Genomic DNA, 21,802 nt, shown 5'->3' with positions numbered 1-21,802 from the left:
ATGATTCCTCGCCTGTTCGCCGCTGGCGTGATAGGTGGTCGCTCCTGGACACCGTCGAGGCCGCGCCGTCCGATCCCACCGCCGGATCCCGGGGCGCGACACGCAGGCCTGACCTGACGGTCGAGCTATCCGGGCGATGACCGCTCGCCACGTACGATGAGGCACCTCACACCCTCTGTCTGAAGGAGCAACCATGGGCGCCATCGTCGGCGGCATCATCCTGTTCGTGCTGGGGGCCATCTCCCGCTTCGCCCTGGAGTTCGATCTGCCCGGAGTGGACTCCACGATGCTCGGCACCATCCTGATGGTGGCGGGCGCGGTGCTGTTCATCGTGGGCCTGCTGCTGTCGCTGCGCTCGCGCAAGACCGTGGTGAACACCCAGAGCTCACCGGGTCACACGGCCTCCGAGCGTCGGGATCCCCCGCCCACGGTCTGAGCCTCGCCGCTCGTCAAGCCGTCCTGTCGTCATGCGCTGAGGCGGCGGCAGAGCGGTCCGGACACGGGATACGCTGGACGCCACGACCGCCCCGGGCTGCACGACGCGACATGCCGACCGGCCTCGAGGCGTGTGACGTGCACTGCGAACGGAGAGAAATGGCTGACCTGGACGTGACCCGTGCCGATGCGGTGCTGATCGGCGGAGGGATCGCCAGCGCGACGCTCGCCGCGATGCTCACCGAGCTCGAGCCGAGCTGGAACATCGTGGTCCTCGAACGGCTCCACACCCTGGGTGCGGAGTCGAGCGACGCCTGGAACAACGCGGGCACCGGCCACAGCGCGCTCTGCGAGCTGAACTACACCCCGCAGGACGTCGACGGCTCGGTCAGCCCCGCCAAGGCGATCTCCATCAACGAGCAGTTCCAGGTCTCGCGACAGTTCTGGGCCCACCTCGTGGAGAACGACCGCATCGGCGATCCGTCCCGGTTCATCCACACCGTCCCGCACATGAGCTTCGTGCACGGGATGGAGAACGTGGACTACCTGCGCCGCCGCCATGAAGCGCTCGCCGTGAACCCTCTGTTCGACCGCATGGAGTTCACGACTGAACATGCGCAGCTGGCCGAGTGGGCCCCGCTGGTCTCCGAGGGTCGGCCGGTCACCGAGACCATCGCTGCCACTCGTTCCGCGGACGGCACCGACGTCGACTTCGGGGCCCTGACCCGCCAGATGCTCGGCTTCGCCTCTCGGACCGGCACCACGGTCTCGACCGGTTCCGAGGTGGTCGATATGCGTCGCATGGGTGAGGACTGGGGCGTCATGGTGCGCTCCACCGAGGACGACTCCCTCCGGGTGGTGCGCGCACCGTTCGTGTTCGTCGGCGCGGGCGGCTATTCACTGCCGCTGCTGCAGAAGTCGGGGATCGACGAGATCCGCGGCTTCGGCGGCTTCCCGATCTCCGGCCAGTGGCTGCGCTGCACCGATCCCGAGGTCATCGCCCGTCATGATGCGAAGGTCTACGGGAAGGCGGCGGTGGGTGCACCACCGATGAGCGTCCCGCATCTCGACACCCGCTACGTGGACGGTCAGCGTTCGCTGATGTTCGGCCCGTACGCCGGCTGGTCCCCGAAGTTCCTCAAGACCGGCAGCTACACGGACCTCTTCGAGTCGATGAAGCCCTCGAACATCACCCAGATGATGGCCGTCGCTCCCCCGAACCTCGATCTCATGGTCTACCTCGGCTCGCAGCTCGCCGCCACCCACCATCAGCGCTTCGAGGCTCTGCGTGAGTACATGCCCGCCGCCCAGGAAGGCGACTGGGAGGAGATCACCGCCGGGCAGCGCGTCCAGGTGATCGCCCCCGACAAGGCCAAGCACGGGGTGCTGCAGTTCGGAACCCAGCTCATCACCGCGGCGGATGGTTCGATCGGCGGCATGCTCGGTGCCTCGCCCGGCGCGTCGACGGCCACCAGCATCATGCTGGGCATGCTCGAGAAGATGTTCCCGCAGCGCATCGAGGCCTGGCGCCCCACGCTCACCCAGATGGTCCCCAGCTGGGGCCGATCGCTCTCCGCGGACGCTGAGGAGGCGCACCGCACGCTCTCGCGCACCGCCGAGGCTCTGGGGCTGCGCCACGCCTGATCTCTCGCCGGTGCGACCGGCCCCCCTGCGTGCCGCGTCCCCGCCCCCGAGCGCACGACTGAGCAAGACCGAGGAAGAAGGACCACGGATGCGCATCTCGCTGATGACCACCTGCCTGGTGGATGTGATGGCCCCGGACGTCGCCCGGGCGACCGTCATCCTGCTGGAGCGGCTCGGGCACCAGGTGGTGTTCGACAAGCGCCAGACCTGCTGCGGCCAGATGCACACCAACTCCGGCTACTACACGGAGGCGGCTCCGGTGGTGCGCTCCTTCGTGGACACCTTCGAGCCTGCGCTCGACACGGTCGATGCGATCGTGATGCCCTCGGGCTCCTGTGCCGGGTGCGTGCGCGACCAGCATCAGCTGGTGGCACGCCATGAGGGCGACAGCGAACTGGAGGAGCGTGCCGCAGCAGTCTCGGCGAAGACCTACGAGCTCTCCGAGCTGCTGGTGGATGTGCTCAAGGTGACCGATGTCGGCGCGTACTTCCCGCACTCGGTGACCTACCACCCCACCTGCCACTCGATGCGGTTCCTGAAGGTGGGACCCCGCCCGCTCAAGCTGCTGCGGGCTGTGGACGGCATCGAGGTGAAGAACCTCCCCGAGTCCGACACCTGCTGCGGCTTCGGCGGCACCTTCTCCGTGAAGAACGATGCGACCAGCGATGCGATGGTGACCGACAAGGCCGCCAACGTGGTGCGCAGTGGTGCCGACTTCGTGGTCGCCGGCGACGTCTCGTGCCTGATGAACATCGGCGGCAAGCTGCGCCGCACCGGCGCCGCGCCGAAGTCCATCCACCTGGCGCAGATCCTCGCCTCGACGAAGGAGGACCCCTTCGTGCCCTCGGAGACCATCCTCGGGAGATCCGCATGAGCGCCATGAGCACCATCGCCGGTCGGCGCTCTGCGAGGAACGAGCGGAAGGGGATGGCGGAGTGAGCACAGTCCACCTCGGCATCCCCCAGGTCCGCCCCCAGCACGCCTCCCCCAGCTCGACCCTGCGGGGCGAGCGCGGCTTCCCGGAAGCGGCACGGGACGCACTCGCCGATCCCACACTCCGCGAGAACCTGCGCCGGGCCACCTCCACGATCCAGACCAAGCGTGCCTCAGCCGTGCGTGAGGTGCGGGACTGGCAGAAGCTCCGCAATGCTGGCAGCGCCCTGAAATGGCAGGTCACAGACCATCTCCCCGAGCTTCTCGAGCAGCTCGAGTCCTCCGTGACGGCTGCGGGCGGCGTGGTCCACTGGGCCCGTGATGCCGAGGAGGCCGGCGAGATCGTCACTGCCCTGGCTCTCGAGCGCGGCGCGCGCGAGGTGCTGAAGGTCAAGTCGATGGCGACCCAGGAGATCGGGCTGAACGAGGTGCTCGCCCACGCCGGCATCCGGGTGATCGAATCCGATCTCGCCGAGCTGATCGTCCAGCTGGCCGATGACACGCCCAGCCACATCCTGGTGCCGGCGATCCACCGCAACCGCGAGGAGATCCGGGAGATCTTCCTGGCCTCGATGCCGGATCTCGACGAGTCGATCACCGATGAGCCGTCAGAGCTCGCCGAAGCGGCACGTCGCTTCCTGCGGGAGAAGTTCCTGGACATGCCCGGCTCGGTGGCGATCTCCGGGGCGAACTTCGCCGTCGCGGAGACCGGGACGATGGTGGTGGTCGAGTCCGAAGGCAACGGCCGCATGTGCCTCACCCTTCCGAAGACGCTGATCTCCGTGGTGGGGATCGAGAAGATCGTGCCGACCTTCGAGGACCTCGAGGTCTTCCTCCAGCTGCTGCCCCGCTCCTCCACGGGGGAGCGGATGAATCCCTACACCACGATGTTCACCGGGGTCCATGAGGGGGATGGGCCCGAGGAGTTCCACCTGGTGCTGCTGGACAACGGCCGCTCCGCGGTGCTCGAGGATCCCGAGGGGCGCAGTGCCCTGCACTGCATCCGCTGCTCGGCCTGCCTGAACGTGTGCCCTGTCTACGTCCGGACCGGCGGCCATGCCTACGGCTCGACCTATCCGGGGCCGATCGGCGCGATCCTCTCCCCTCAGATGACGGGGATGAGCGGGAGCGACGATCCCAACTCGACGCTCCCGTACGCCTCGAGCCTGTGCGGCGCCTGCTACGACGTGTGCCCGGTGAAGATCAACATCCCGGAGATCCTCGTGCACCTGCGGACGAAGGACGTCGACCGCCGCCGGGAGACCCGCGGAGACTTCCACGGCACCTGGGATATGGCGCTGAAGGGAGCGGGCAAGCTCATGTCCTCCCCGCGTGCCTACGATCTCGCGGTGCGCTCCGCGGGCCCCCTGACCTCGGTGCTGGGCGGGAAGAACATCGGGAAGCTCCCCGGGGTGCTCCCGCTGATCCCCGGCTGGACCGATCACCGTGACCTGCCCAAGCCCGGCGCCTCCTTCCGCTCCTGGTGGGACCAGCACGAGAAGGAGCGCTCATCGGCCGACGGCACCACCGAGCCCGATGCTGCGCCGGACGGCGAGGAGCAGGCATGACCGAGTGGACCGACGCCCGTCCCCAGCGCACCGCGGGGATGAGTGCGAAGGACGAGATCCTCACCCGGCTGCGCACCGCACTGGACGCGCCGCGCCGCGATGAGGTCACCGAGGCCCAGGATGTACCGCGCAGCTATCAGCGGGCCGACGACAAGCAGGAGCTGCGCACCGCGCCCGAGAAGGTGCGCGCGATGCTGGTCCAGCGGCTGGAGGACTACACCGCAGTCGTCCACCGGACCACCCCGGCCGAGGTCCCTGCGGCTGTCGCCGCAGCACTCGGCACCGCCCGCTCCGTGGTCGTGCCTTCCGGTCTGCCCGTGGCCTGGTCCTCGGCGGTGCACGCGGAGCTGATCGTCGACGACGGCAGCGCCGATCCGCACCAGTTGGACGCGGTCGACGCCGTGCTGACCGGCTGCCACACGGCGATCGCGCTCACCGGCATGATCGTGCTGCGCGGTGATGAGCGGGGCGGCCGCCGTGCGATCTCGCTGGTGCCGGATCATCACGTGATCGTGGTGGACGCCGCCCAGGTGGTGCTCGGCGTCCCGAAGGCGATCCAACGCATGGGCGAGGATGCCCGGGCGGCCTGGACCATGATCTCGGGACCGAGCGCCACCAGCGACATCGAGCTGGAACGGGTCGAGGGCGTGCACGGTCCGCGACGACTCGACGTGGTGCTCATCGAGCCCGCCCCGGACTCGGCACCGGAGAGCACGACCGAGAGCACGACCGAGAGCGCACCCGAGACCCCTCTCGGCACCCAGCCCGAGAGCCAGCCCACGGGTCAGCCCGTGACGGACCAGGAGAAGACCCGATGAACGATTCCACCCCCACCGAGGGCCTCGAGCTGAACGTCGGCGGAGACCGTCGAGACCGTGGCGAGCTGTTCACCATCGCGGCCGGGGCGTACCGCGCCGAGGTCTCCGCGGTCGGGGCGACCCTCGAGTCGCTCTCCACCGGTGGCCGCGATCTGCTGGTCCGCAATCCTGAGACCGGGCCGATGCAGTTCTATCGCGGCGCGATCGTGGCCCCCTGGCCCAACCGGATCGGTGACGGCCTCTATACCTGGGACGGACAGGAGATCCAGACGGCTCTGACCGAGCCCGAGCGGGGAAACGCCCTCCATGGGCTGGTGTCCTTCCAGGCGTTCATCCCGGTGACGGTCTCCGAGGACGAGCTGGTGATGCGCACCGAGCTCTTCCCCTCTTCCGGTTATCCCTTCCACCTGCTGCTGACGGTGCACTATGCGCTGGACCCTCAGGAAGGCCTGACCACCACGGTGACCGCCCGCAACCTCGGCGCACAGGACGCACCGTACGGGGTCTGCCCGCACCCCTACCTGGTCGCCGGTCCGGAACCGCTCGACGAGTGGTCCCTGCAGTTCGACGCCGGCACCGTGCTCACCGTCACCGAGGATCGGCTGCTGCCCACCGGCACCGCGGCGATCACTCCCGGGTCGGAGTTCGACTTCCGCAGTGCGACGGTGATCGGCCCGCTGTTCATCGACCATGCCTTCACCGATCTCGGCCGGGATCCGCAGGGGCGGCTCACTGTCACCGTCACCGCCCCGGGCGGTACCGGGGTCGAGCTGTCGGCGGGCCCTGAGCTCCCCTGGCTGCAGGTGCACACCGGCGACCGGCCGGAGCCCGAGAATGATCGGCGCGGGCTCGCGGTCGAACCGATGACCTGTCCCCCGGATGCCTTCCGCAGCGGCACGGACGTGGTGCGCCTCAACCCCGGCGCCGAGCACGCGGCGGCCTGGACCCTGCGGGGCTGGTGAGCTCCTTCGAGGTCCTGCAGCAGGCACCCTCCACCTGAGCAGCAGCATGCGGGCCCGTCACCGACAGGTGACGGGCCCGCATGCTGCTGAGGGGTTCCGAGGTCGCTCATCGCGACCGCGGAGAAGCAGGGATCACTCCCCGTGCGCCTCTTCGTACGCCGTGCGGATGGTGCCGGAGATGCGGCCGCGGTCGGGGACCTCATAGCCGGCCTCACGGGCCCACTCGCGGATCCGCGCGGAGTCGTTCGCACTGCTGCGCACGGAGGAGGAGGTGCCGCGCGCGCGACGGCCGCCGACGCGGCGTGCCTTCTCCGTCCAGCCGCCGACTTCGTCGCGGAACTTCTTCGCGTTGTCCTCGGAGAGGTCGATCTCGTAAGCGACGCCATCCAGGGCGAAGCTCACCGTCTCGGCGGCCTTGTCGCCGGTGAGATCGTCGATGAGCTCCACGTAGGTCTTCCGTGCCATAGGGGTTCTCCCTCGTTGAGGTGACTTCATGCTTCCGAGCAAACTCTGGTGAGCTCGTCGTGAGCACCAAGTATCCGACGCGAGGAGCCAGATATCAATGTCATTCCGACTTTCAATCAGGCGGAGTGATTCTGTTCATCCCGATCGCGACGTTCGCGGTATTCTCGTTCCACCTGACGTTCGATCTCACGCTCACTGCGATCTGCCCGCATAATCGCCCGAATCGTGAACCAGAACAGTAAACCCACGCCTATCGACGGGAGCAGCGCCCCGGCCTCGAACCAGAATCCCGAGCCCATCTCAGGCCTCCGGCTTCACGAGGGGGAACAGGATGGTCTCTCGGATCCCGAGGCCGGTCAGGGCCATCAGCAATCGATCCATGCCCATGCCCATCCCACCGGTCGGTGGCAGCGCGTATTCCATGGCTTCGAGGAAGTCCTCGTCCAGGCGCATCGCCTCGTCGTCGCCCTGGGCTGCCAGTTCGGCCTGCTGAGCGAAGCGCTCGCGCTGGATGACGGGATCCACCAGCTCCGAATAGCCGGTGCCCAGCTCGAACCCGCGCACGTAGAGATCCCACTTCTCGACCACGCCCGGCTGCGAGCGGTGCGCACGCACCAGCGGGCTGGTCTCGACCGGGAAATCGCGCACGAAGGTCGGCGCGTAGAGGTGGTCGCCCACCTGATGCTCGAAGAGCTCCTCGACCAGCTTTCCGTGGCCGTACTTCGGATGATCCAGATCCAGGTCCAGGGTACGGGCGATCTCTCGCAGGCGCCGCGTGCTGGTCTCCGGGGTGATCTCCTCCCCGAGGGATTCCGAGAGAGAACCGTAGACCGTGATCTGCGCCCATTCCCCGGAGAAGTCGTATTCCGACCCGTCGATGAGGGTCACGGTCTGTGAACCGGTCGCACGCTCCGCGGCTTCCTGGACGAGCGTCCTGGTGAGGTCGCCGATGGTGTCGTAATCTCCATAGGCCTGATAGGCCTCGAGCATCGCGAACTCCGGAGAATGCGTGGAATCTGCACCCTCGTTGCGGAAATTACGGTTGATCTCGAAAACCCGTTCGAGACCGCCCACGGCGGCGCGCTTGAGGTAGAGCTCGGGGGCGATCCGCAGATACAGATCGAGATCGAAGGCGTTCATATGGGTGACGAATGGCCGTGCCGCCGCGCCCGAAGGGATCACCTGCAGCATCGGGGTCTCGATCTCGACGTAGTCGCGATCGCGGAAGGAGGTGCGCAGGGAGTGCATGACCTCGGCGCGCTGACGCACCGTGTCACGCGCCTCCTGGCGCACGATCAGATCGACATACCGGTGACGCACCCGGGATTCCTCGGACAGTCCGGAGTGGAGCACCGGGAGCGGGCGCACGGCCTTGGCCGCCATCTGCCACGACTCGGCGAAGATGCTCAGCTCGCCGCGGCGGGAAGCTCCCACCCGGCCCGCGAAGAACACGTGGTCGCCGAGGTCGACATCGGCCTTGAGGTCCGCGAGCCGCTGCTCGCCGATGACGGCCTGCGAGGCCATGATCTGCAGTCGCGCTCCGGCACCGTCCTGGAGGGTGATGAAGGCCAGCTTGCCGGTGTTGCGCTGGAAGACGACGCGCCCGGCGACGCCGGCCACGTCCTGGGTCTCCTCACCGGCCTCGAGGTGGCCGTACTGCGCGCGCACCTCAGCGATGGTGGTGGTCACCGGCACCGAGACGGGATAGGGCTCCTCCCCGCGCGCCAGCAGGCGCTCCCGCTTGGACTTACGGACCGCGACCTGGTCGGAGGTATCCGTCGTCTCGAGGGCAGGGGAATTCTCGCTCATGACGGCGATTGTCTCATCACCGCCGCTGGGAATGCCCGCTGGATCAGGGGGCTGTCGCCTCTGCCACAGCTGCATCGAGCAGTCGGGTGCCCTCGACGCGCCCGGCGAGGGCCACCAGCACCTCGCCGCGGTGCTCCTCAGCGATCGGTTCGAGGGTGCCGGGGTCGAGCGCGAGCGCGTAGTCCCACGCGATCTCGGCGCGACCCACGGCCTCCGCGAGAGCTGACCGGATCCCGGCGACCGATGGCGCAGCATCGAGCGCCGCCGTGAGAGTGCGCGAAAGCGCGAGCGCCTGTGTCCGACCGGCCTCGCTGAGGTAGGCGTTGCGGCTGGAGCGGGCCAGCCCTGTCGGCTCGCGCTGGATCTCGACCGGCTCGATCCGCACCGGCAGGTCCAGGTCGGCGACCAGCGCCTGGATGATCGCGAGCTGCTGGGCGTCCTTGCGACCGAACACGCTCAGATCGGGTGCGGTGAGCTGCAGCAGCTTGGCCACCACCGTCACCACGCCGTCGAAGTGCCCGGGACGCGCTGCGCCCTCGAGGATCGTGCCCGCTCGTCCAGCCGTCACGGAGACGGTCGGCGGCAGCACCGGGAACATCTCCTGGACCGTCGGGGCGAAGACCACATCGACCAAGCCGTCGACCAGGGCGAGGTCCGCGTCGAGGTCGCGCGGATAGGCCTCGAAGTCCTCGCCCGGGCCGAATTGGAGGGGGTTGACGAAGTCGGTGAGGATGACATGATCGGCGAGCTCACGAGCGCGCTCGACCAGCGCCAGGTGCCCGGCGTGCAGGGAGCCCATCGTGAAGACTGCTGCGACGGTCCCCGTCATCGCCGCGCGATGCGTGCGCAGCTCCGCCTTGGTGCTCAGCAGTGTGGTGCTGAGCCGTGTGGTGCTGAGCCGTGTGGTGCTGAGCCGTGAGGCGTCGTCGGACGGAGTGGCGACGTGCTGCGGCTCGTGAGCGCCGGGGTCCAGGGTCATCAGTCGTCCTCCAGCTGTGGATCGTCCTCGAGCAGTCCCCGGATCAGCGTCCGGGTGTCCTCAGGGAGTCTGGCACGGCTCAGGGCCGCGAGGGCGAGGGCGCGATAGGTGGCGGAGGTGTCCATGGGATCGCCTGGGGCTCCGGTGGCATCGAGGTCACGCAGCGCCCCGAGGTGAGCGGAGACAGTTCCCGCGTCCCCACGCAACACGGGTCCGGTCAGTGCTTTGGCACCGTGACGGAGGGATTCATCCAGCGCCGCCTCGAGCAGGGGTCGCAGGTATGCCCCAGGATCCTCGATCCCCAGTCGGGACAGCGCGTCACGCGCCTGGTCGACCAGCACCACCAGATGGTTCCCGGCGTGGGCGAGGGCTGCGTGGTAGAGCGGACGATCCCCCTCTGCCACCACGACCGCCTCGCCGCCGAGCTCGACTGCCAGCGCGGCCGCGACCGGCAGCAGCTCGGCGGTGGCGGTGATGCCCATCGGGCAGCCGATCAGTCGTGCGAGATCGGCCTGGGTGCCGGTGAACGTCATCGCCGGATGGAGTGCGAGGGTGGCGCTGCCGGCTTCTGCCAGTGGGCCGAGCACGTCGGTGCCGTAGCGGCCCGAGGTGTGCATGACGAGCTGGCCGCCCGGCATCATCCCGGTCTCAGCGATACCTGCGGCGAGCGGTCCCAGCTGGTCGTCCGGAACAGCCAGCAGCAGCATCTCGCTGCGTTCGACCAGCGCCGGGACATCCAGCAGCGGAACTCCGGGCAGGAGCTGGCCGGCTCTCTCGCGGGAGGCGTCGGAGACGGCGTAGGCGCCGGTGATCGCATGGCCTTCGGCCCGCAGCGCGGCACCGAGCACAGCGCCCACCCGGCCGGCTCCGATCACGCCGATGCCGAGGCGGGGCGGTGTCACAGCTCCTCCTCGAGCTCGGCCGGGCGAGGCTGCTGCCCTGCCGAAGAGGGCCCAGAAGGCGCGGATCCGGAAGGCGCGGACCCGTCCGGCGCGGACCCGACAGGCGGAGACCCGACCGGCGCAGCAAGGCTCAGCGCGGGCTGCGGCCAGTGCTGCCGGTCCCGGTAGCGGCGGAGCGTGGCTGCATCGCGCGAGAGCACGCTGTGGAGACCGAGCACCTCCGCGCGGGCCAGGTTGCTCACCGTGACCGTCTCTCCGGCGATCCCCACCTGCAGGTCGAGGACTCCGAGCTTCCGGTTCAGGGGGCCGTCGTCGACGGAGACCTGCTGGACGCGCTCGCGGGGAACGATCTCGAGGTGCCGGGTCAGCACTCCCCCACGCTTCACCAGCGCGCCGGGCAGCAGCACGGTCACCTCGGTGCGGCGGGCGATCCAATACATCCGCACCCGCGTGCGGAACCCGTCGATCTCGCGGGCCGGGACGGTGAGCAGGTGCTCGATGAAAGCCAGATCATCCGCGGTGCCGAGCGGCACTGCGAGGTGGCCGAGCGTCGCACGGAGCTCGTCCCGGGTGCCGACGGGAAGCACGTTCTCGGCACCGTTCTCGCTGTCGTCATCGATGCCGGCGACGGTGGCGGTGGCGGCGGTCCAGCCGGGGCCCCGCCAGAGCAGCGGACGGCGCAGCTCGATGCGCTGGATGCGCCCGGAGACGATGTTGTCGGTGCGAGTGTTGGCCAGGCCCCGCCGCATCCGCAGGCCGCGGTCGGTGATCCGGGAGACGAAGCCCCAGCCGGATTCGATGCGGCCGAAGATGTACTTCGGGACGGCGATCGCGGCAGGCGCCAGGGCGATGAACATCGCGATGTTGAGCCCGTCCTGCCAGATCCCCAGCGCCACCGCGACGGCGGCGCCGACGATGCTCATCACCACTCCGATGAGGAAGCCGATGTCCCGCAGCAGGGAGCGGACGAGCCGCTCGGTGGGCACCTCTGCGATCAGTTCGCCGTCGGTCACTCCGTCGGTGAGCAGCTGCTCGAACCGCCCGGGTGCTGCGGTGCCGCCGTCGTTCTGCGGGTGCACCTCGGCGCTGCCAGCAGTTCCGGTCTCCTCGGACCGTTCGGCGCCCGCCAGGGCGCGTTCGCCAGTCGTCTCCGGCGAGGAGCTGCCGGCGATGCCGAGGATCCCGCGGCGGAGCTGCTCCGCCGCAGCGGACTTGATGTATTCGATGTCGAGATAGGACTCGCCGCCGCCGGCGACCTCGACGCGCACCTTCGCCAGTCCCAGCAGCCGAGCCAGCAGCGGACGTTCGACCGAGACGGATTCGATCCGGGCTCGGGGCGCGTACTCACGGGAGCGGCTGATCATGCCGGTGTGCAGGGAGACACCTTCCTCGTCCACCGCGTAGGTGGTGAACCACCAGCTCAGGGTCGAGAAGGCGATCGCGATGAGGGTCGCTGCCAGCAGCACCCCCGCCCCGATGAGGAAGCGCTGCAGCGTGAACTCGTTGAGCAGCTGTGCGACGTTCTGCGCAGCGATCACCGCGATCACGCCCACCACGAGCTTCCATCCTGTCACCAGCGGCGTGATCGGGTGGGTGCGGTGGCGCGGGGTGGAGGGATCCGGCGCGGTCGCCTCCAGCGGAGCGTTCTCGCTCGTCGACGCGCTCCCCTCGAACGCAGAGCTGGTGGGACCGGCAGTACTGGTCGGACCGGCAGGACTGGTTGGGCCCGCAGGAGGGGTCGGGCCCGTCGGGCTGGAAGGACTGAACGCTGAGTCGTTCACAGTGCCGCCATGAGTTCGATGCCGCGGTCGGTGAGCAGGGTCCGCAGGCGCTCCGCCTCGGCTTTCGGCAGCCCCGGCAGGGCCTCCGTGCCGCCGCCGGCGGCGGTGGTGACGGTGAGGGTCGCGAGACCGTAACGCCGCTCGACGGGGCCTTCGCCGATCTTCACGGACTGGACGCGGCCATACGGGATCGTATGGACGGAGCGGAACATGATGCCGCTGGCGATCGTGAGCTCCTCGTCGCCGTCCAGGTAGCCGATCGCCCGCACTCGGCGCGGTGTGAACAGCAGGCTCTGGAGCATGATCAGCAGGGGCAGCAGGCCGCAGGCGGCGATCCACCACCAGCCCGTCAGGACGGTGCCCACGATCGCGGCGATGATCAGCAGCAGCCAGAAGATGTTCCCCGCGATGCCGCCCACATAGCGGGCAGGGATGAGCTTCGGGGAGACGGGGCGCAGCATCGCCGCCCCGAGCAGGCCGGCGGGGTCATCCGAGAGGGTGCCGGTGGGCACCGCGGGGTCGGCAGGAGCGGCCGTCGGGGCCTCGTCGGCCGGTGCGGCAGGGACGACGGGGAGCTCGTGGGGATCGGGCGCTGAGGTCATGGGAACCATCGTGTCATCCCGCAGCCCCGGCCCGCTCCTCCCGAGGTGGGAAGAAGATCCGTCGAAGGTCGAGGGCCCCATGCGCAGCCACCCTCGATCGTGCACGAAGAGCTCAGCCGGAGAGCTCAGCCGAAGTGTTCAGACCAAGAGCTCAGCCGGAGAGCTCAGCCGAAGTGTGCAGACCAAGAGCTCAGCCTCCGGCACCGGCGCCCTCTGCCGACCTCTCGCCGTCCTCGGGTGGCAGCTGGCCCCAGTGCTCGACGATCACGCCCAGCACCCCGAGCACGATACCTGCGATCGCCGCGGCGGCGGTGGGCAGGATCCCCTGCAAGGGGTCGCCGGTTCCGGTCAGGAGCAGGAACAGCGCCTGCCCGGCGAAGATCCCGCCGACCACCGTGCCGGTGTATGCGCAGGCCCGCGCGAGCAGCACGGTGCGGTAGGCGGTGGGAAGATCGATCTGGTGGCGGCGAGGGGCGAAGCTGGGGTGCTCCGTGCGCTCCTGGCTCTCGAGCATGTAGCGCCGCAGCGGCAGGCCGTGCACCAGCAGCACCGCAGCGAGCGCCAGCAGGACCAGGGTGGTCAGCCAGCCGGCGATCGGCAGGGAATGGCCGCGGGAGGCGAAGGCCTCGAGCATCTGCGCCCCGAAGCCCGCACCGATCACGAGGATCAGGACCAGGACCGGCACGTTGAGCGGCTTCACGAGAGTCCGAACCCATCGACGACCGGCCCCGGTCGCAGTCCCCCTCGGTCCGTGGCGCGGGCCAGCAGGGCCTCGAGCGGGCCGTGTCCCGGCAGCTGCGCCTGCGGGCGGGCCGCGTGCCAGGGGGCGAGCACGAAGGCTCGCTCATGGGCCCGCGGGTGCGGCACCGTCAGCTCCGGATCGTCGCTCGCCCAGTCGCCGTAGGTAATGACGTCCACGTCGAGGGTCCGCGGTCCCCAGCGCACGAGGCGTTCCCGATGCGCAGCGTGCTCCGCCCGGTGCGCGGCCTCGAGCAGCGCGAAGGGGCCCAGCGTCGTGCGCACACCGATCACCGAGTTCAGGAAGCTGCCCTGGTCTGCGGGACCGCCGACAGCGTCGGTCTCGAGCACCGGACCGGTCCAGGCCACGTCGATGCCGTCGGTCGCGGCGAGGTGGGCGAGCGCATCCTGCAGGTGCTGCTCCCGCTCCCCCAGGTTGGTGCCGAGGGCGAGCACCGCCGAGATCGCCGGCGCCTCCCGCTCGATGCTCACGGTGACGGAGCCGACGGGGAGGCCGACGGGCGCGGCAGGTTTGTGGACCCGGATCCCGACGCGCCGCACCAGCGGGTGTCCGGTGTCAGTGAGGATCCGCTGCGCGATGCGACCGGCGAGCGTCTCGACCAGGTCGTAGGGGCCGCCGGTCATCTCCTCGTGCACCGCTGCGGCGGCCTCGGCATAGTTCACGGTGCGGGAGAGCGCATCGGTGGCGCCCGCAGGCGCGGTGTCGAGGTGGAGCGTCACATCGACCTCGAACTGCTGGCCCAGTCGCTTCTCCTCCTCGAGCACGCCGTGGTGGGCCCAGGCCTTGATCCCGGCCACCTCGATGCGGTCCAGTCGCGCCGGGCCGGGGCGCGGCGGGACGGGCTGGGCCGTCATCGTCGGACGCTCCGACGCAGGCGGTCGCCCACCCTCACGGCGGCGACCGAGGAGCCGACGTCATGCACGCGGACCGCCCAGGCGCCGTGCTCTGCGCTGTAGGCGCTGATGGCGGCGGTCGCCAGGTCACGGTCCACCCCGAGGGCGCTCACGAATCGTTTCCGGGAGGCACCGATCAGCAGCGGCAGCCCATGCGAGCTCAGCGTCGGCCAGTCGGCCAGCACCTCCCAGTTCTGCTCTCCCGTCTTGGAGAATCCGAGGCCCGGGTCGGCGACCAGGAAGCGGTCCTCCACTCCCGCCTCGCGCAGGGCGGAGAGGCGCTCGGCGAGCTCGGCGGCGCTGTCGCGGGCCACATCGCGGTAGACGGCGAGCTCGTTCATCACATCGCTGTGTCCGCGCCAGTGCATCGCGATGAAGACCGGCGGGGTGCCGAGGCGCGTGCGGAGCCGGGCCACCTCAGGTCCCATGTCCACGTCGGCCCGGCCGGCGGAGACGTCGTTGACGATCAATGCCCCCGCCTCGATGCTGGCCGCCGCGACAGAGGCCCGCATGGTATCGACGCTGACCACGATGTCCTTCGCCGCCAGCGCGGTGACCACCGGGAGCACCCGGCGCAGCTCTTCGTCCTCGTCCACGCGCGGCGCGCCGGGACGGGTGGACTCTCCACCGACATCGACGATCGACGCGCCCTGGCCGACCAGTCGGAGACCGTGGGAGATCGCGGCGGGGGCGTCATCGTGCGCGCCCCCGTCGGAGAAGGAGTCCGGGGTGACGTTGAGGACTCCCATCACGAGGGTGTCGTCGGTGTCGAGCCGCTCCGGCAGACCGGCGGGACGGCGGGGCGAGCTGCTCATCGCGCTCATGCCCTGTTGATCAGGGCCATGGCCTCGCCACGGGTGCTGGGGCTGTCGCGCAGCATTCCTCGCACTGCACTGGTGACGGTGCGGGCGCCGGCCGCGCGTACTCCGCGCATCGACATGCACATGTGCTCGGCCTCGACGACCACGATCGCGCCGTCGGCGCCGAGCTCCTCCATCAGCGCGTCGGCGACCTGAGAGGTGAGCCGCTCCTGCACCTGCGGCCGGCGGGCGTAGACGTCCACCAGCCGCGCGAGCTTGCTGAGGCCGGTGACCGCACCGGCGCCGGGGATGTATCCCACGTGGGCGGCGCCGTGGAAGGGCAGCAGATGGTGCTCGCACATCGAGTAGAAGGCGATGTCACGCACCAGCACGAGCTCCTGGTGCTCGATGTCGAAAGTGGTGGAGAGGGGCTCGCGGGCGTCCTGCGCGAGTCCCGCGAAGACCTCTGCGTACATGCGCGCCACGCGGCCCGGGGTGTCGAGCAGTCCGTCGCGGTCCGGATCCTCACCGATCGCGGTGAGGATCTCCCGCACCGCGGCCTCGATGCGGGGCTGATCCACAGTCATCTCAGCGCTCCGTCCCCTCGGCGCCGCCATGGTCGGTGCTGCCATAGCCGTACCCGGTTCCGCCATCGCCGGGGGCACCGGGAGCACCGCCCTGCGGGGCGCCCGGGATCTGCGGACCGTCGCCGCCGGGGTGGGGCAGCTCAGGGGCACCCGGCTGCAGGGGCTCCCCGGCGTCGTGGGCCTCGGTCCCGGTCGCGGTGGTCGTCGCCCCCACGGACGGCGCGGCCAGTGCGGGACGCTCGGCGCTGGAGACCCAGACCTCACGGGCCGGCTGCTTCTTCACGTCCTTGAAGATCTCGGCGAGCTCGTGCTCGTTGAGCGTCTCGCGCTCGAGCAGCTCCTCCACCAGGCGATCCAGCACGTGACGGTTCTCGACGATCACGGCCCAGGCTTCGTCCAGAGCGGTGTCGAGCAGGGCCCGGACCTCCTGGTCGATGAGGCTCGCCGTCTCGGCGCTGAAGCGGGGGGCCTGCCCCTGCTGCATCCCCACGAACACCTCGTCCTGCTCGCCGGCCAGGGCGACCTGACCCACCGCATCGCTCATCCCCAGCTGCATCACCATGGTGCGGGCGATCTTGGTCGCGTTCTGGAGGTCCGAGCTGGGGCCGGTGGTGACGTCGTGGAAGATGCTCTCCTCCACGGCGTAGCCGCCGAGGGCGTAGGCCAGTCGGTCGAGCAGCTCGTTGCGGGACTGGTAGTTACGGTCCTGGGTGGGGACCACCATCGTGTAGCCGCCGGCGCGGCCACGCGGCAGGATCGTCACCTTGGTGACGGGTGCGGAGTTGTTCATCGCCGCCGCGACCAGGGCGTGTCCGCCCTCGTGATACGCGGTCATCTGCCGTTCGCGCTCGCTCATCACCTTCGAGTAGCGCTGCGGCCCCATGGAGACGCGGTCGATCGCCTCATCCAGGGCGCGGTTGTCGATGATCTGGTTGCCCGAGCGGGCGGTGAGCAGCGCTGCCTCGTTGAGGACGTTCGCGAGGTCCGCACCGGACATGCCGATGGTGCGCTTGGCGACGTGCTCGAGGTCGACGTCGTGGGCGAGCGGCTTGCCCTTGGAGTGCACGCCGAGGATGTGCAGGCGGCCCTTGAGGTCCGGGGCCTCGACCGCGATCTGGCGGTCGAAACGGCCCGGGCGCAGCAGTGCGGGGTCCAGGATGTCCACCCGGTTGGTGGCGGCGATGAGGATGACGTTCTGGTTCTCGTCGAACCCGTCCATCTCCACCAGCATCTGGTTCAGGGTCTGCTCGCGCTCGTCATGGCCACCGCCCATGCCGGCGCCGCGGTGGCGGCCGACGGCATCGATCTCGTCGATGAAGATGATCGCCGGGGAGTTCTCCTTGGCGGTGGTGAACAGGTCGCGCACCCGGCTGGCGCCGACGCCCACGAACATCTCCACGAAGTCCGAGCCGGAGATCGAGTAGAACGGCACGTTCGCCTCGCCGGCCACGGCCTTGGCCAGCAGGGTCTTGCCGGTGCCGGGCGGGCCGTACAGCAGCACGCCCTTGGGGATCTTCGCTCCGACGGCCTGGTACCGACCCGGATCGACCAGGAACTGCTTGATCTCGTCGAGCTCCTCGACGGCCTCCTCGGCACCTGCGACATCCGCGAAGGTGACCTTGGGGGCCTCCTTGTTGAACAGCTTGGCCTTGGACTTGCCGAACTGCATGGCCTTGCCACCGCCCTGGGCGTTCATGATCAGGAACCAGAATAGGCCGATGAAGATCAGCAGCGGGAGGAAGGAGAGCAGGAGCGTGGACCACCAGGAGCTGCTGGCGATCTCGTCGGTGTAGCCCTTGGCCGGTGCCGCGTCCTCGACGGCCTGCACCACGGCCTCGCCGCGCGGCTCGACATAGGAGAAGCGCACCTCGGTGCCCTTGTTCTCCTCGCCGTCCACGAAGTCCTCGGTGAGGACCAGATCGACCCGCTGCTGGTTGCCGTCGATGATCTTGGCCTGCTCGACCGTGCCGCCGGCCAGCAGCTCGAGCCCCTGCTGGGTGTCGATCTGCTGATAGCCGTCCCGGCCGAACAGGGAGAACATCGCCATGCCCAGCAGCAGGGCGACGATGATCCACAGGGCCACGCTCGTGAACGGGCGACGTTTCTTGCCGCCGGAGCTCTTGGACTTGGGGGAATCTGCCATGGGATCAGTCCTCGTAGACCGAGCGCGCGAGGACGCCCACGTAGGGGAGGTTGCGGTAGTTCTCGGCATAGTCGAGCCCGTAGCCGATGACGAACTCGTTGGGGATGTCGAAGCCGACGTACTTCACATCGATCTCCACCCGAGCCGCCTCGGGCTTGCGCAGCAGCGTCGCGATCTCGACGCTCTTGGGTCCTCGCGAGCGCAGATTGGACAGCAGCCACTTCAGGGTGAGCCCGGAATCGATGATGTCCTCGACGATGAGGACGTTGCGCCCGGTGATGTCCCCGGAGAGGTCCTTGAGGATGCGCACCACCCCGGAGGACTTGGTGCCTGAGCCGTAGGAGGAGACGGCCATCCAGTCCATCTCGACCTGGAGGTCGATCTGGCGGGCGAGATCCGCCATCACCATCACCGCACCGCGCAGGACGCCCACCAGGACCGGCGGCTCCTCCGCGTAGTCCTCGGCGATCTGCTGACCGAGCTCGGCGAGACGTTCGCGGATCTGCTGCTCGTCCAGCAGCACGCGGTCGACATCGGGGTGGGGGTGCGTCTGGGGCACGCGGATCTCCTCCAGGAAACGTGGTGGGGTGCGTCCGCCGCCGATCACGGATCGAGGCGGCGCCACACCAACAGGCCGTCGCGGCGAGCGACCTCGATCCTACCTGGAACGGGCACCGCTGCCTGACCGTGCCATGAGACCACCAGCGCGTCGATCGCGAGCACGTGACGCCGGAGCAGCGACTTCGACGACCCCGCAGGAGTGCCCTGGGGTGTTGCGCGGTCAGCGGAACGTGAGGCGTCCCGCAGGATCCGGGTGCGCAGGGGTGCGGGAGCGGCGGCCAGGGCGTGCACATCCAGCAGCAGCAGATCACCGTCCTCGCGCAGCTCTCCCCCCTCGCGTCGCAGGGAGGGCAGCAGGGCCTGCGCCTCCCGGTCGAGGTGGTCCACATCGGGGCGCACCAGGTCCGCGGTGCGGGCGAGGTTCTCGTCGATCTGCCCACCGAGGATCTCCCGCAGCAGCGGGAGGGCTCGATGCCGCACCCGCGAGCGCAGCAGCGTGAGATCCGTGTTCATCGGGTCCTCCCACCACTGGAGATCGTGCAGGCGGCAGATCTCCTCGGTGTCGACGCGGCGCAGTGCCGTGCGCTCGTCACGTCCGGTGCCCAGGAAGGGACGCAGCAGAGCCCCCCGGGTGCGCGGGATCCCCGCCACCGCGCGGGGGCCGGCTCCCCGGGCGAGCCCCATCAGCACCTGCTCGGCCTGGTCGTCGAGGGTGTGCGCCATCAGCAGGGCGAGCGCACCGCGCTCCTCTCGTGCAGACTCCAGTGCGTAGTGGCGGGCGATCCGCGCCGCATTCTCGAGCCCGCCGGGCGCCTCGAGATCGACCTCCACACGCAGCACCTGTCCCTCGGCACCGAGCTGCTGCGCCTGGACCAGGGCTCGTTCGGCGACCTGCGCCGATCCCTCCTGCACGCCGTGGTCCACGATCACCGCCTCAGTCTCCAGCCCCATCCGAGAGCCCACCCAGACGGTGGTCGCCAGCAGGGCGAGGGAATCCGCTCCCCCGCTGAGCCCGACCAGGAGACGGGGGGCGAGATGACCGACGGCGGTGTCATCGGCGAGTTGCTCGATGCGTGCGGTGAGCGAGGCGCGCACGGCGGTGCGAGCCCGGGCGATCACGGCAGGAGGACCGGCCATCAGTCGACCTGCACCATCTCGGCGGCGACGTGGTCCACCGCGGCGCGAGCCGCGTCGGCGTCCGCCCCGTCGAATCCGTGCACCACGATCGAATAGCCGACGGTGCGGCCATCGGGCAGGACGGCCACCCCGGCCAGGGTGGCGGCGCCGCCGAGATAGCCGGTCTTGCCGCGCACCAGGCCGCTCGCATCCTCGGTGCCGACGGCGGAGAAGCGCTCGGCGAGGGTGCCGGAGAGGCCCGCGATCGGGACATCGAAGAGGATCTGCTCGAGCCTCGGCACCTCACCGGAGGCGACCTCGGCGAGCACGGCGGAGAACAGGGAGGGCGGCACCCGGTTCTGCCGCGAGAGCCCCGAGCCGTCGTGCAGCTCCAGTGCGGCGAGGTCGGTCTCCGGCACCCCGATCTCCGCCGCCAGTTCCCGGATCTCGGCCTCGACCGCGGCGGCGGCCCCGGCCGGCGTGGTCTCCTCCCCGCGGGAGAGCGCGACCAGGTGAGCCAGCAGCTCAGCGGTCGTGTTGTCGGAGATCAGCAGGGTGTGGCGCACGATCTCGGCGAGCGGCTCGGAGTGGATCTCGACCGACGGGGCACCTTCGGGAGCCTTCCCCTCGGAGATCTCCCCGGTCACAGCGAGGCCGGCACCGGTCAGCAGCTCGGCGAAGCGCCTTGCGGCGTCCCCGGCGGGATCTGTGGACTTCGGCCCGTACTGCTCCCCGTCGAGCCAGCCTCCGTCCAGCGCCAGGCTCGCGGTGGGCGTCACCCACCCGCCGGCGGTGCCGTTGTTCCCCCAGGCCTCATTGGTGCCGCCCACCAGGTAGCTGTCATCGAGGACCACCGAGACCTGCACCGCGCCCTGGACTGCGCCCTGGCTCGTGGCCAGCTCGGCCGTCCGGGTCGCGAGGCTCCGGAGCTCCTCCTCGCTGAGAGTCATGTCACCGCCCCCGATCAGGGTCACCACACCGTCCTGCACCGCGGCCCGGGTGGTGAGCACCTCGTCACCGGCGTACTGGCGCAGCACCGCAGCCGCGGTGAGCAGCTTGAGCGTCGAGGCGGGGACGAGCGCGGCATCGGCCTCACGCTCTGCGAGCACCTCACCGGTCCCGGCGTCGACCACGCTGAAAGCCAATCTCCCGTCGACCACGGGCAGCTGCGCCCCGGCAGCCATGCGTTCTTGGAGGTCAGCTGGGTCCACCGGCGGACCGGGCCGGTCGATCGGCGGGAGCTGATCACCAGCTGTCAGTCGTTCCCAGTCCTCCGCCACCGCTCCCGGGCCGGATGCCGGCCCCTCCTCGACGGTGGCGACGGTGAGCACACCGGGGAAGGCGTCGGTGAGGTCGCCGAGCACATAGAAGCTCGTGGGCACTGCCGCGCACATCACGATCGCGGTGGTGCGCCAGATGCGTTCCGATGCTCTCAGGGCCATGACCCCACGATATGGTGTCTGGGTCATTACCAGAGGCCCACGGGGCCGGAGCAATGGAGCGGCTGTCGTGGAATTTGACGTGACCATCGAGATCCCTCGCGGGAATCGCAACAAGTACGAGGTGGACCACCACAACGGCCGGATCAGGCTCGATCGGATGCTGTTCACCGCCACTCGCTATCCGGACGACTACGGCTTCATCGAGGGGACCCTCGGCGAGGACAACGATCCGCTGGACTGCCTGGTGCTGCTCGAGGAGCCCACCTTTCCCGGCTGCCTGATCCGCTGCCGGGCGCTCGGCATGTTTCGTATGCGCGATGAAGCCGGCGGCGACGACAAGATCATCGCGGTGCCGGTCGGCGACCAGCGTCAGGTGCGCCGCCAGGAGCTGACCGACGTCAGTGAGTTCCACCGACTGGAGATCCAGCACTTCTTCGAGGTCTACAAGGACCTCGAGCCGGGCAAGAGCGTCGAGGGTGCGCACTGGGAGGGCCGCAGCGATGCGGAGGCGGAGATCCGTCGCTCCTACCGGCGCGCCGTCGGCACCGAGCACGCGAACGACTTCACGCAGGAGATGTGAGCGTCCGGGGGCGATGACTCAC

At 69.6% G+C, this 21,802-nt stretch carries 21 protein-coding genes; 7 read left to right on the top strand and 14 right to left on the bottom strand.

The genetic code is table 11. The annotated features are described in order from the left end of the window. Nucleotides 1-193: 193 nt before the first annotated feature. From Q0937_RS15840 to Q0937_RS15815, 6 genes are all read left to right on the top strand, one after another. Nucleotides 194-436: a DUF6458 family protein gene (locus tag Q0937_RS15840; RefSeq protein ID WP_299305672.1), complete on the top strand. Its 243-nt coding sequence runs from the start codon at nt 194-196 to the stop codon at nt 434-436. A 158-nt stretch (nt 437-594) separates the two neighbouring features. Continuing rightward, nucleotides 595-2,079: a malate:quinone oxidoreductase gene (locus Q0937_RS15835; RefSeq protein WP_299305670.1), complete on the top strand. Its 1,485-nt coding sequence runs from the start codon at nt 595-597 to the stop codon at nt 2,077-2,079. An 88-nt stretch (nt 2,080-2,167) separates the two neighbouring features. Continuing rightward, nucleotides 2,168-2,953 carry a (Fe-S)-binding protein gene (locus Q0937_RS15830; RefSeq protein ID WP_299305668.1) on the top strand — a complete coding sequence of 262 codons (786 nt, stop codon included), beginning with the start codon at nt 2,168-2,170 and terminating at the stop codon, nt 2,951-2,953. A gap of 61 nt (nt 2,954-3,014) precedes the next feature. After that, nucleotides 3,015-4,580 (top strand): LutB/LldF family L-lactate oxidation iron-sulfur protein, encoded by a 1,566-nt coding sequence (locus Q0937_RS15825; protein ID WP_299305667.1) that lies wholly within the window; start codon nt 3,015-3,017, stop codon nt 4,578-4,580. Then, the gene (locus Q0937_RS15820; RefSeq protein ID WP_299305666.1) at nt 4,577-5,398 is read left to right on the top strand and encodes an LUD domain-containing protein; all 822 of its coding nucleotides are present in this window, start codon (nt 4,577-4,579) and stop codon (nt 5,396-5,398) included. Before Q0937_RS15825 ends, Q0937_RS15820 begins: the two co-directional genes overlap by 4 nt. Next, on the top strand, nt 5,395-6,360 hold the full coding sequence (locus tag Q0937_RS15815; protein WP_299305665.1) for an aldose 1-epimerase family protein: 966 nt from the start codon (nt 5,395-5,397) through the stop codon (nt 6,358-6,360). Before Q0937_RS15820 ends, Q0937_RS15815 begins: the two co-directional genes overlap by 4 nt. A gap of 132 nt (nt 6,361-6,492) precedes the next feature. Here the strand turns inward: Q0937_RS15815 and Q0937_RS15810 are convergent, their stop codons facing one another. The 14 genes from Q0937_RS15810 to Q0937_RS15740 all read right to left on the bottom strand — a co-directional run bounded on the left by Q0937_RS15810 (nt 6,493) and on the right by Q0937_RS15740 (nt 21,200). Continuing rightward, entirely contained in the window at nt 6,493-6,825 is a 333-nt protein-coding gene (locus tag Q0937_RS15810; protein ID WP_299305663.1) for an Lsr2 family protein, read from the bottom strand. Between the two features lie 300 nt (nt 6,826-7,125). After that, nucleotides 7,126-8,634, bottom strand: coding sequence for a lysine--tRNA ligase (gene lysS, locus Q0937_RS15800; protein WP_299305660.1), 1,509 nt, complete (start codon nt 8,632-8,634; stop codon nt 7,126-7,128). Between the two features lie 43 nt (nt 8,635-8,677). Then, nucleotides 8,678-9,613 (bottom strand): pantoate--beta-alanine ligase, encoded by a 936-nt coding sequence (gene panC, locus Q0937_RS15795; RefSeq protein ID WP_299305658.1) that lies wholly within the window; start codon nt 9,611-9,613, stop codon nt 8,678-8,680. Then, on the bottom strand, nt 9,613-10,515 hold the full coding sequence (locus tag Q0937_RS15790; protein WP_299305656.1) for a Rossmann-like and DUF2520 domain-containing protein: 903 nt from the start codon (nt 10,513-10,515) through the stop codon (nt 9,613-9,615). Before Q0937_RS15790 ends, panC begins: the two co-directional genes overlap by 1 nt. Further along, complete coding sequence (locus tag Q0937_RS15785; RefSeq protein ID WP_299305654.1) at nt 10,512-12,089, bottom strand: PH domain-containing protein; 1,578 nt, start codon at nt 12,087-12,089, stop codon at nt 10,512-10,514. Before Q0937_RS15785 ends, Q0937_RS15790 begins: the two co-directional genes overlap by 4 nt. Before the next feature lie 203 nt (nt 12,090-12,292). Beyond that, complete coding sequence (locus Q0937_RS15780) at nt 12,293-12,898, bottom strand: PH domain-containing protein (RefSeq protein ID WP_299305652.1); 606 nt, start codon at nt 12,896-12,898, stop codon at nt 12,293-12,295. Between the two features lie 190 nt (nt 12,899-13,088). Beyond that, complete coding sequence (locus tag Q0937_RS15775; protein ID WP_299305651.1) at nt 13,089-13,598, bottom strand: DUF3180 domain-containing protein; 510 nt, start codon at nt 13,596-13,598, stop codon at nt 13,089-13,091. Beyond that, the gene (gene folK / locus Q0937_RS15770) at nt 13,595-14,512 is read right to left on the bottom strand and encodes a 2-amino-4-hydroxy-6-hydroxymethyldihydropteridine diphosphokinase (protein ID WP_299305649.1); all 918 of its coding nucleotides are present in this window, start codon (nt 14,510-14,512) and stop codon (nt 13,595-13,597) included. Before folK ends, Q0937_RS15775 begins: the two co-directional genes overlap by 4 nt. After that, nucleotides 14,509-15,366, bottom strand: coding sequence for a dihydropteroate synthase (folP, locus tag Q0937_RS15765; RefSeq protein WP_299305647.1), 858 nt, complete (start codon nt 15,364-15,366; stop codon nt 14,509-14,511). The genes folK and folP overlap by 4 nt, the downstream gene beginning before the upstream one ends. Before the next feature lie 5 nt (nt 15,367-15,371). Then, nucleotides 15,372-15,938: a GTP cyclohydrolase I FolE gene (gene folE / locus Q0937_RS15760; protein WP_299305645.1), complete on the bottom strand. Its 567-nt coding sequence runs from the start codon at nt 15,936-15,938 to the stop codon at nt 15,372-15,374. A 1-nt stretch (nt 15,939) separates the two neighbouring features. Continuing rightward, nucleotides 15,940-18,081: an ATP-dependent zinc metalloprotease FtsH gene (gene ftsH / locus Q0937_RS15755; RefSeq protein ID WP_299305643.1), complete on the bottom strand. Its 2,142-nt coding sequence runs from the start codon at nt 18,079-18,081 to the stop codon at nt 15,940-15,942. Between the two features lie 4 nt (nt 18,082-18,085). Next, the gene (gene hpt, locus Q0937_RS15750; RefSeq protein ID WP_299305641.1) at nt 18,086-18,640 is read right to left on the bottom strand and encodes a hypoxanthine phosphoribosyltransferase; all 555 of its coding nucleotides are present in this window, start codon (nt 18,638-18,640) and stop codon (nt 18,086-18,088) included. Nucleotides 18,641-18,684: 44 nt separating this feature from the next. Beyond that, nucleotides 18,685-19,779: a tRNA lysidine(34) synthetase TilS gene (tilS, locus tag Q0937_RS15745; protein WP_299305639.1), complete on the bottom strand. Its 1,095-nt coding sequence runs from the start codon at nt 19,777-19,779 to the stop codon at nt 18,685-18,687. Next, nucleotides 19,779-21,200, bottom strand: a complete 1,422-nt coding sequence (locus tag Q0937_RS15740; RefSeq protein WP_299305637.1) for a D-alanyl-D-alanine carboxypeptidase/D-alanyl-D-alanine-endopeptidase — start codon at nt 21,198-21,200, stop codon at nt 19,779-19,781. The genes tilS and Q0937_RS15740 overlap by 1 nt, the downstream gene beginning before the upstream one ends. 67 nt (nt 21,201-21,267) lie before the next feature. Here Q0937_RS15740 and Q0937_RS15735 point away from each other — a divergent pair, with 67 nt between their 5' ends. Then, nucleotides 21,268-21,780: an inorganic diphosphatase gene (locus Q0937_RS15735; protein WP_299305635.1), complete on the top strand. Its 513-nt coding sequence runs from the start codon at nt 21,268-21,270 to the stop codon at nt 21,778-21,780. Nucleotides 21,781-21,802 lie beyond the last annotated feature (22 nt).

Source organism: uncultured Brachybacterium sp., assembly GCF_947500705.1.
GTDB lineage: Bacteria > Actinomycetota > Actinomycetes > Actinomycetales > Dermabacteraceae > Brachybacterium.
This window is presented reverse-complemented; position numbering and strand designations above follow the sequence as displayed.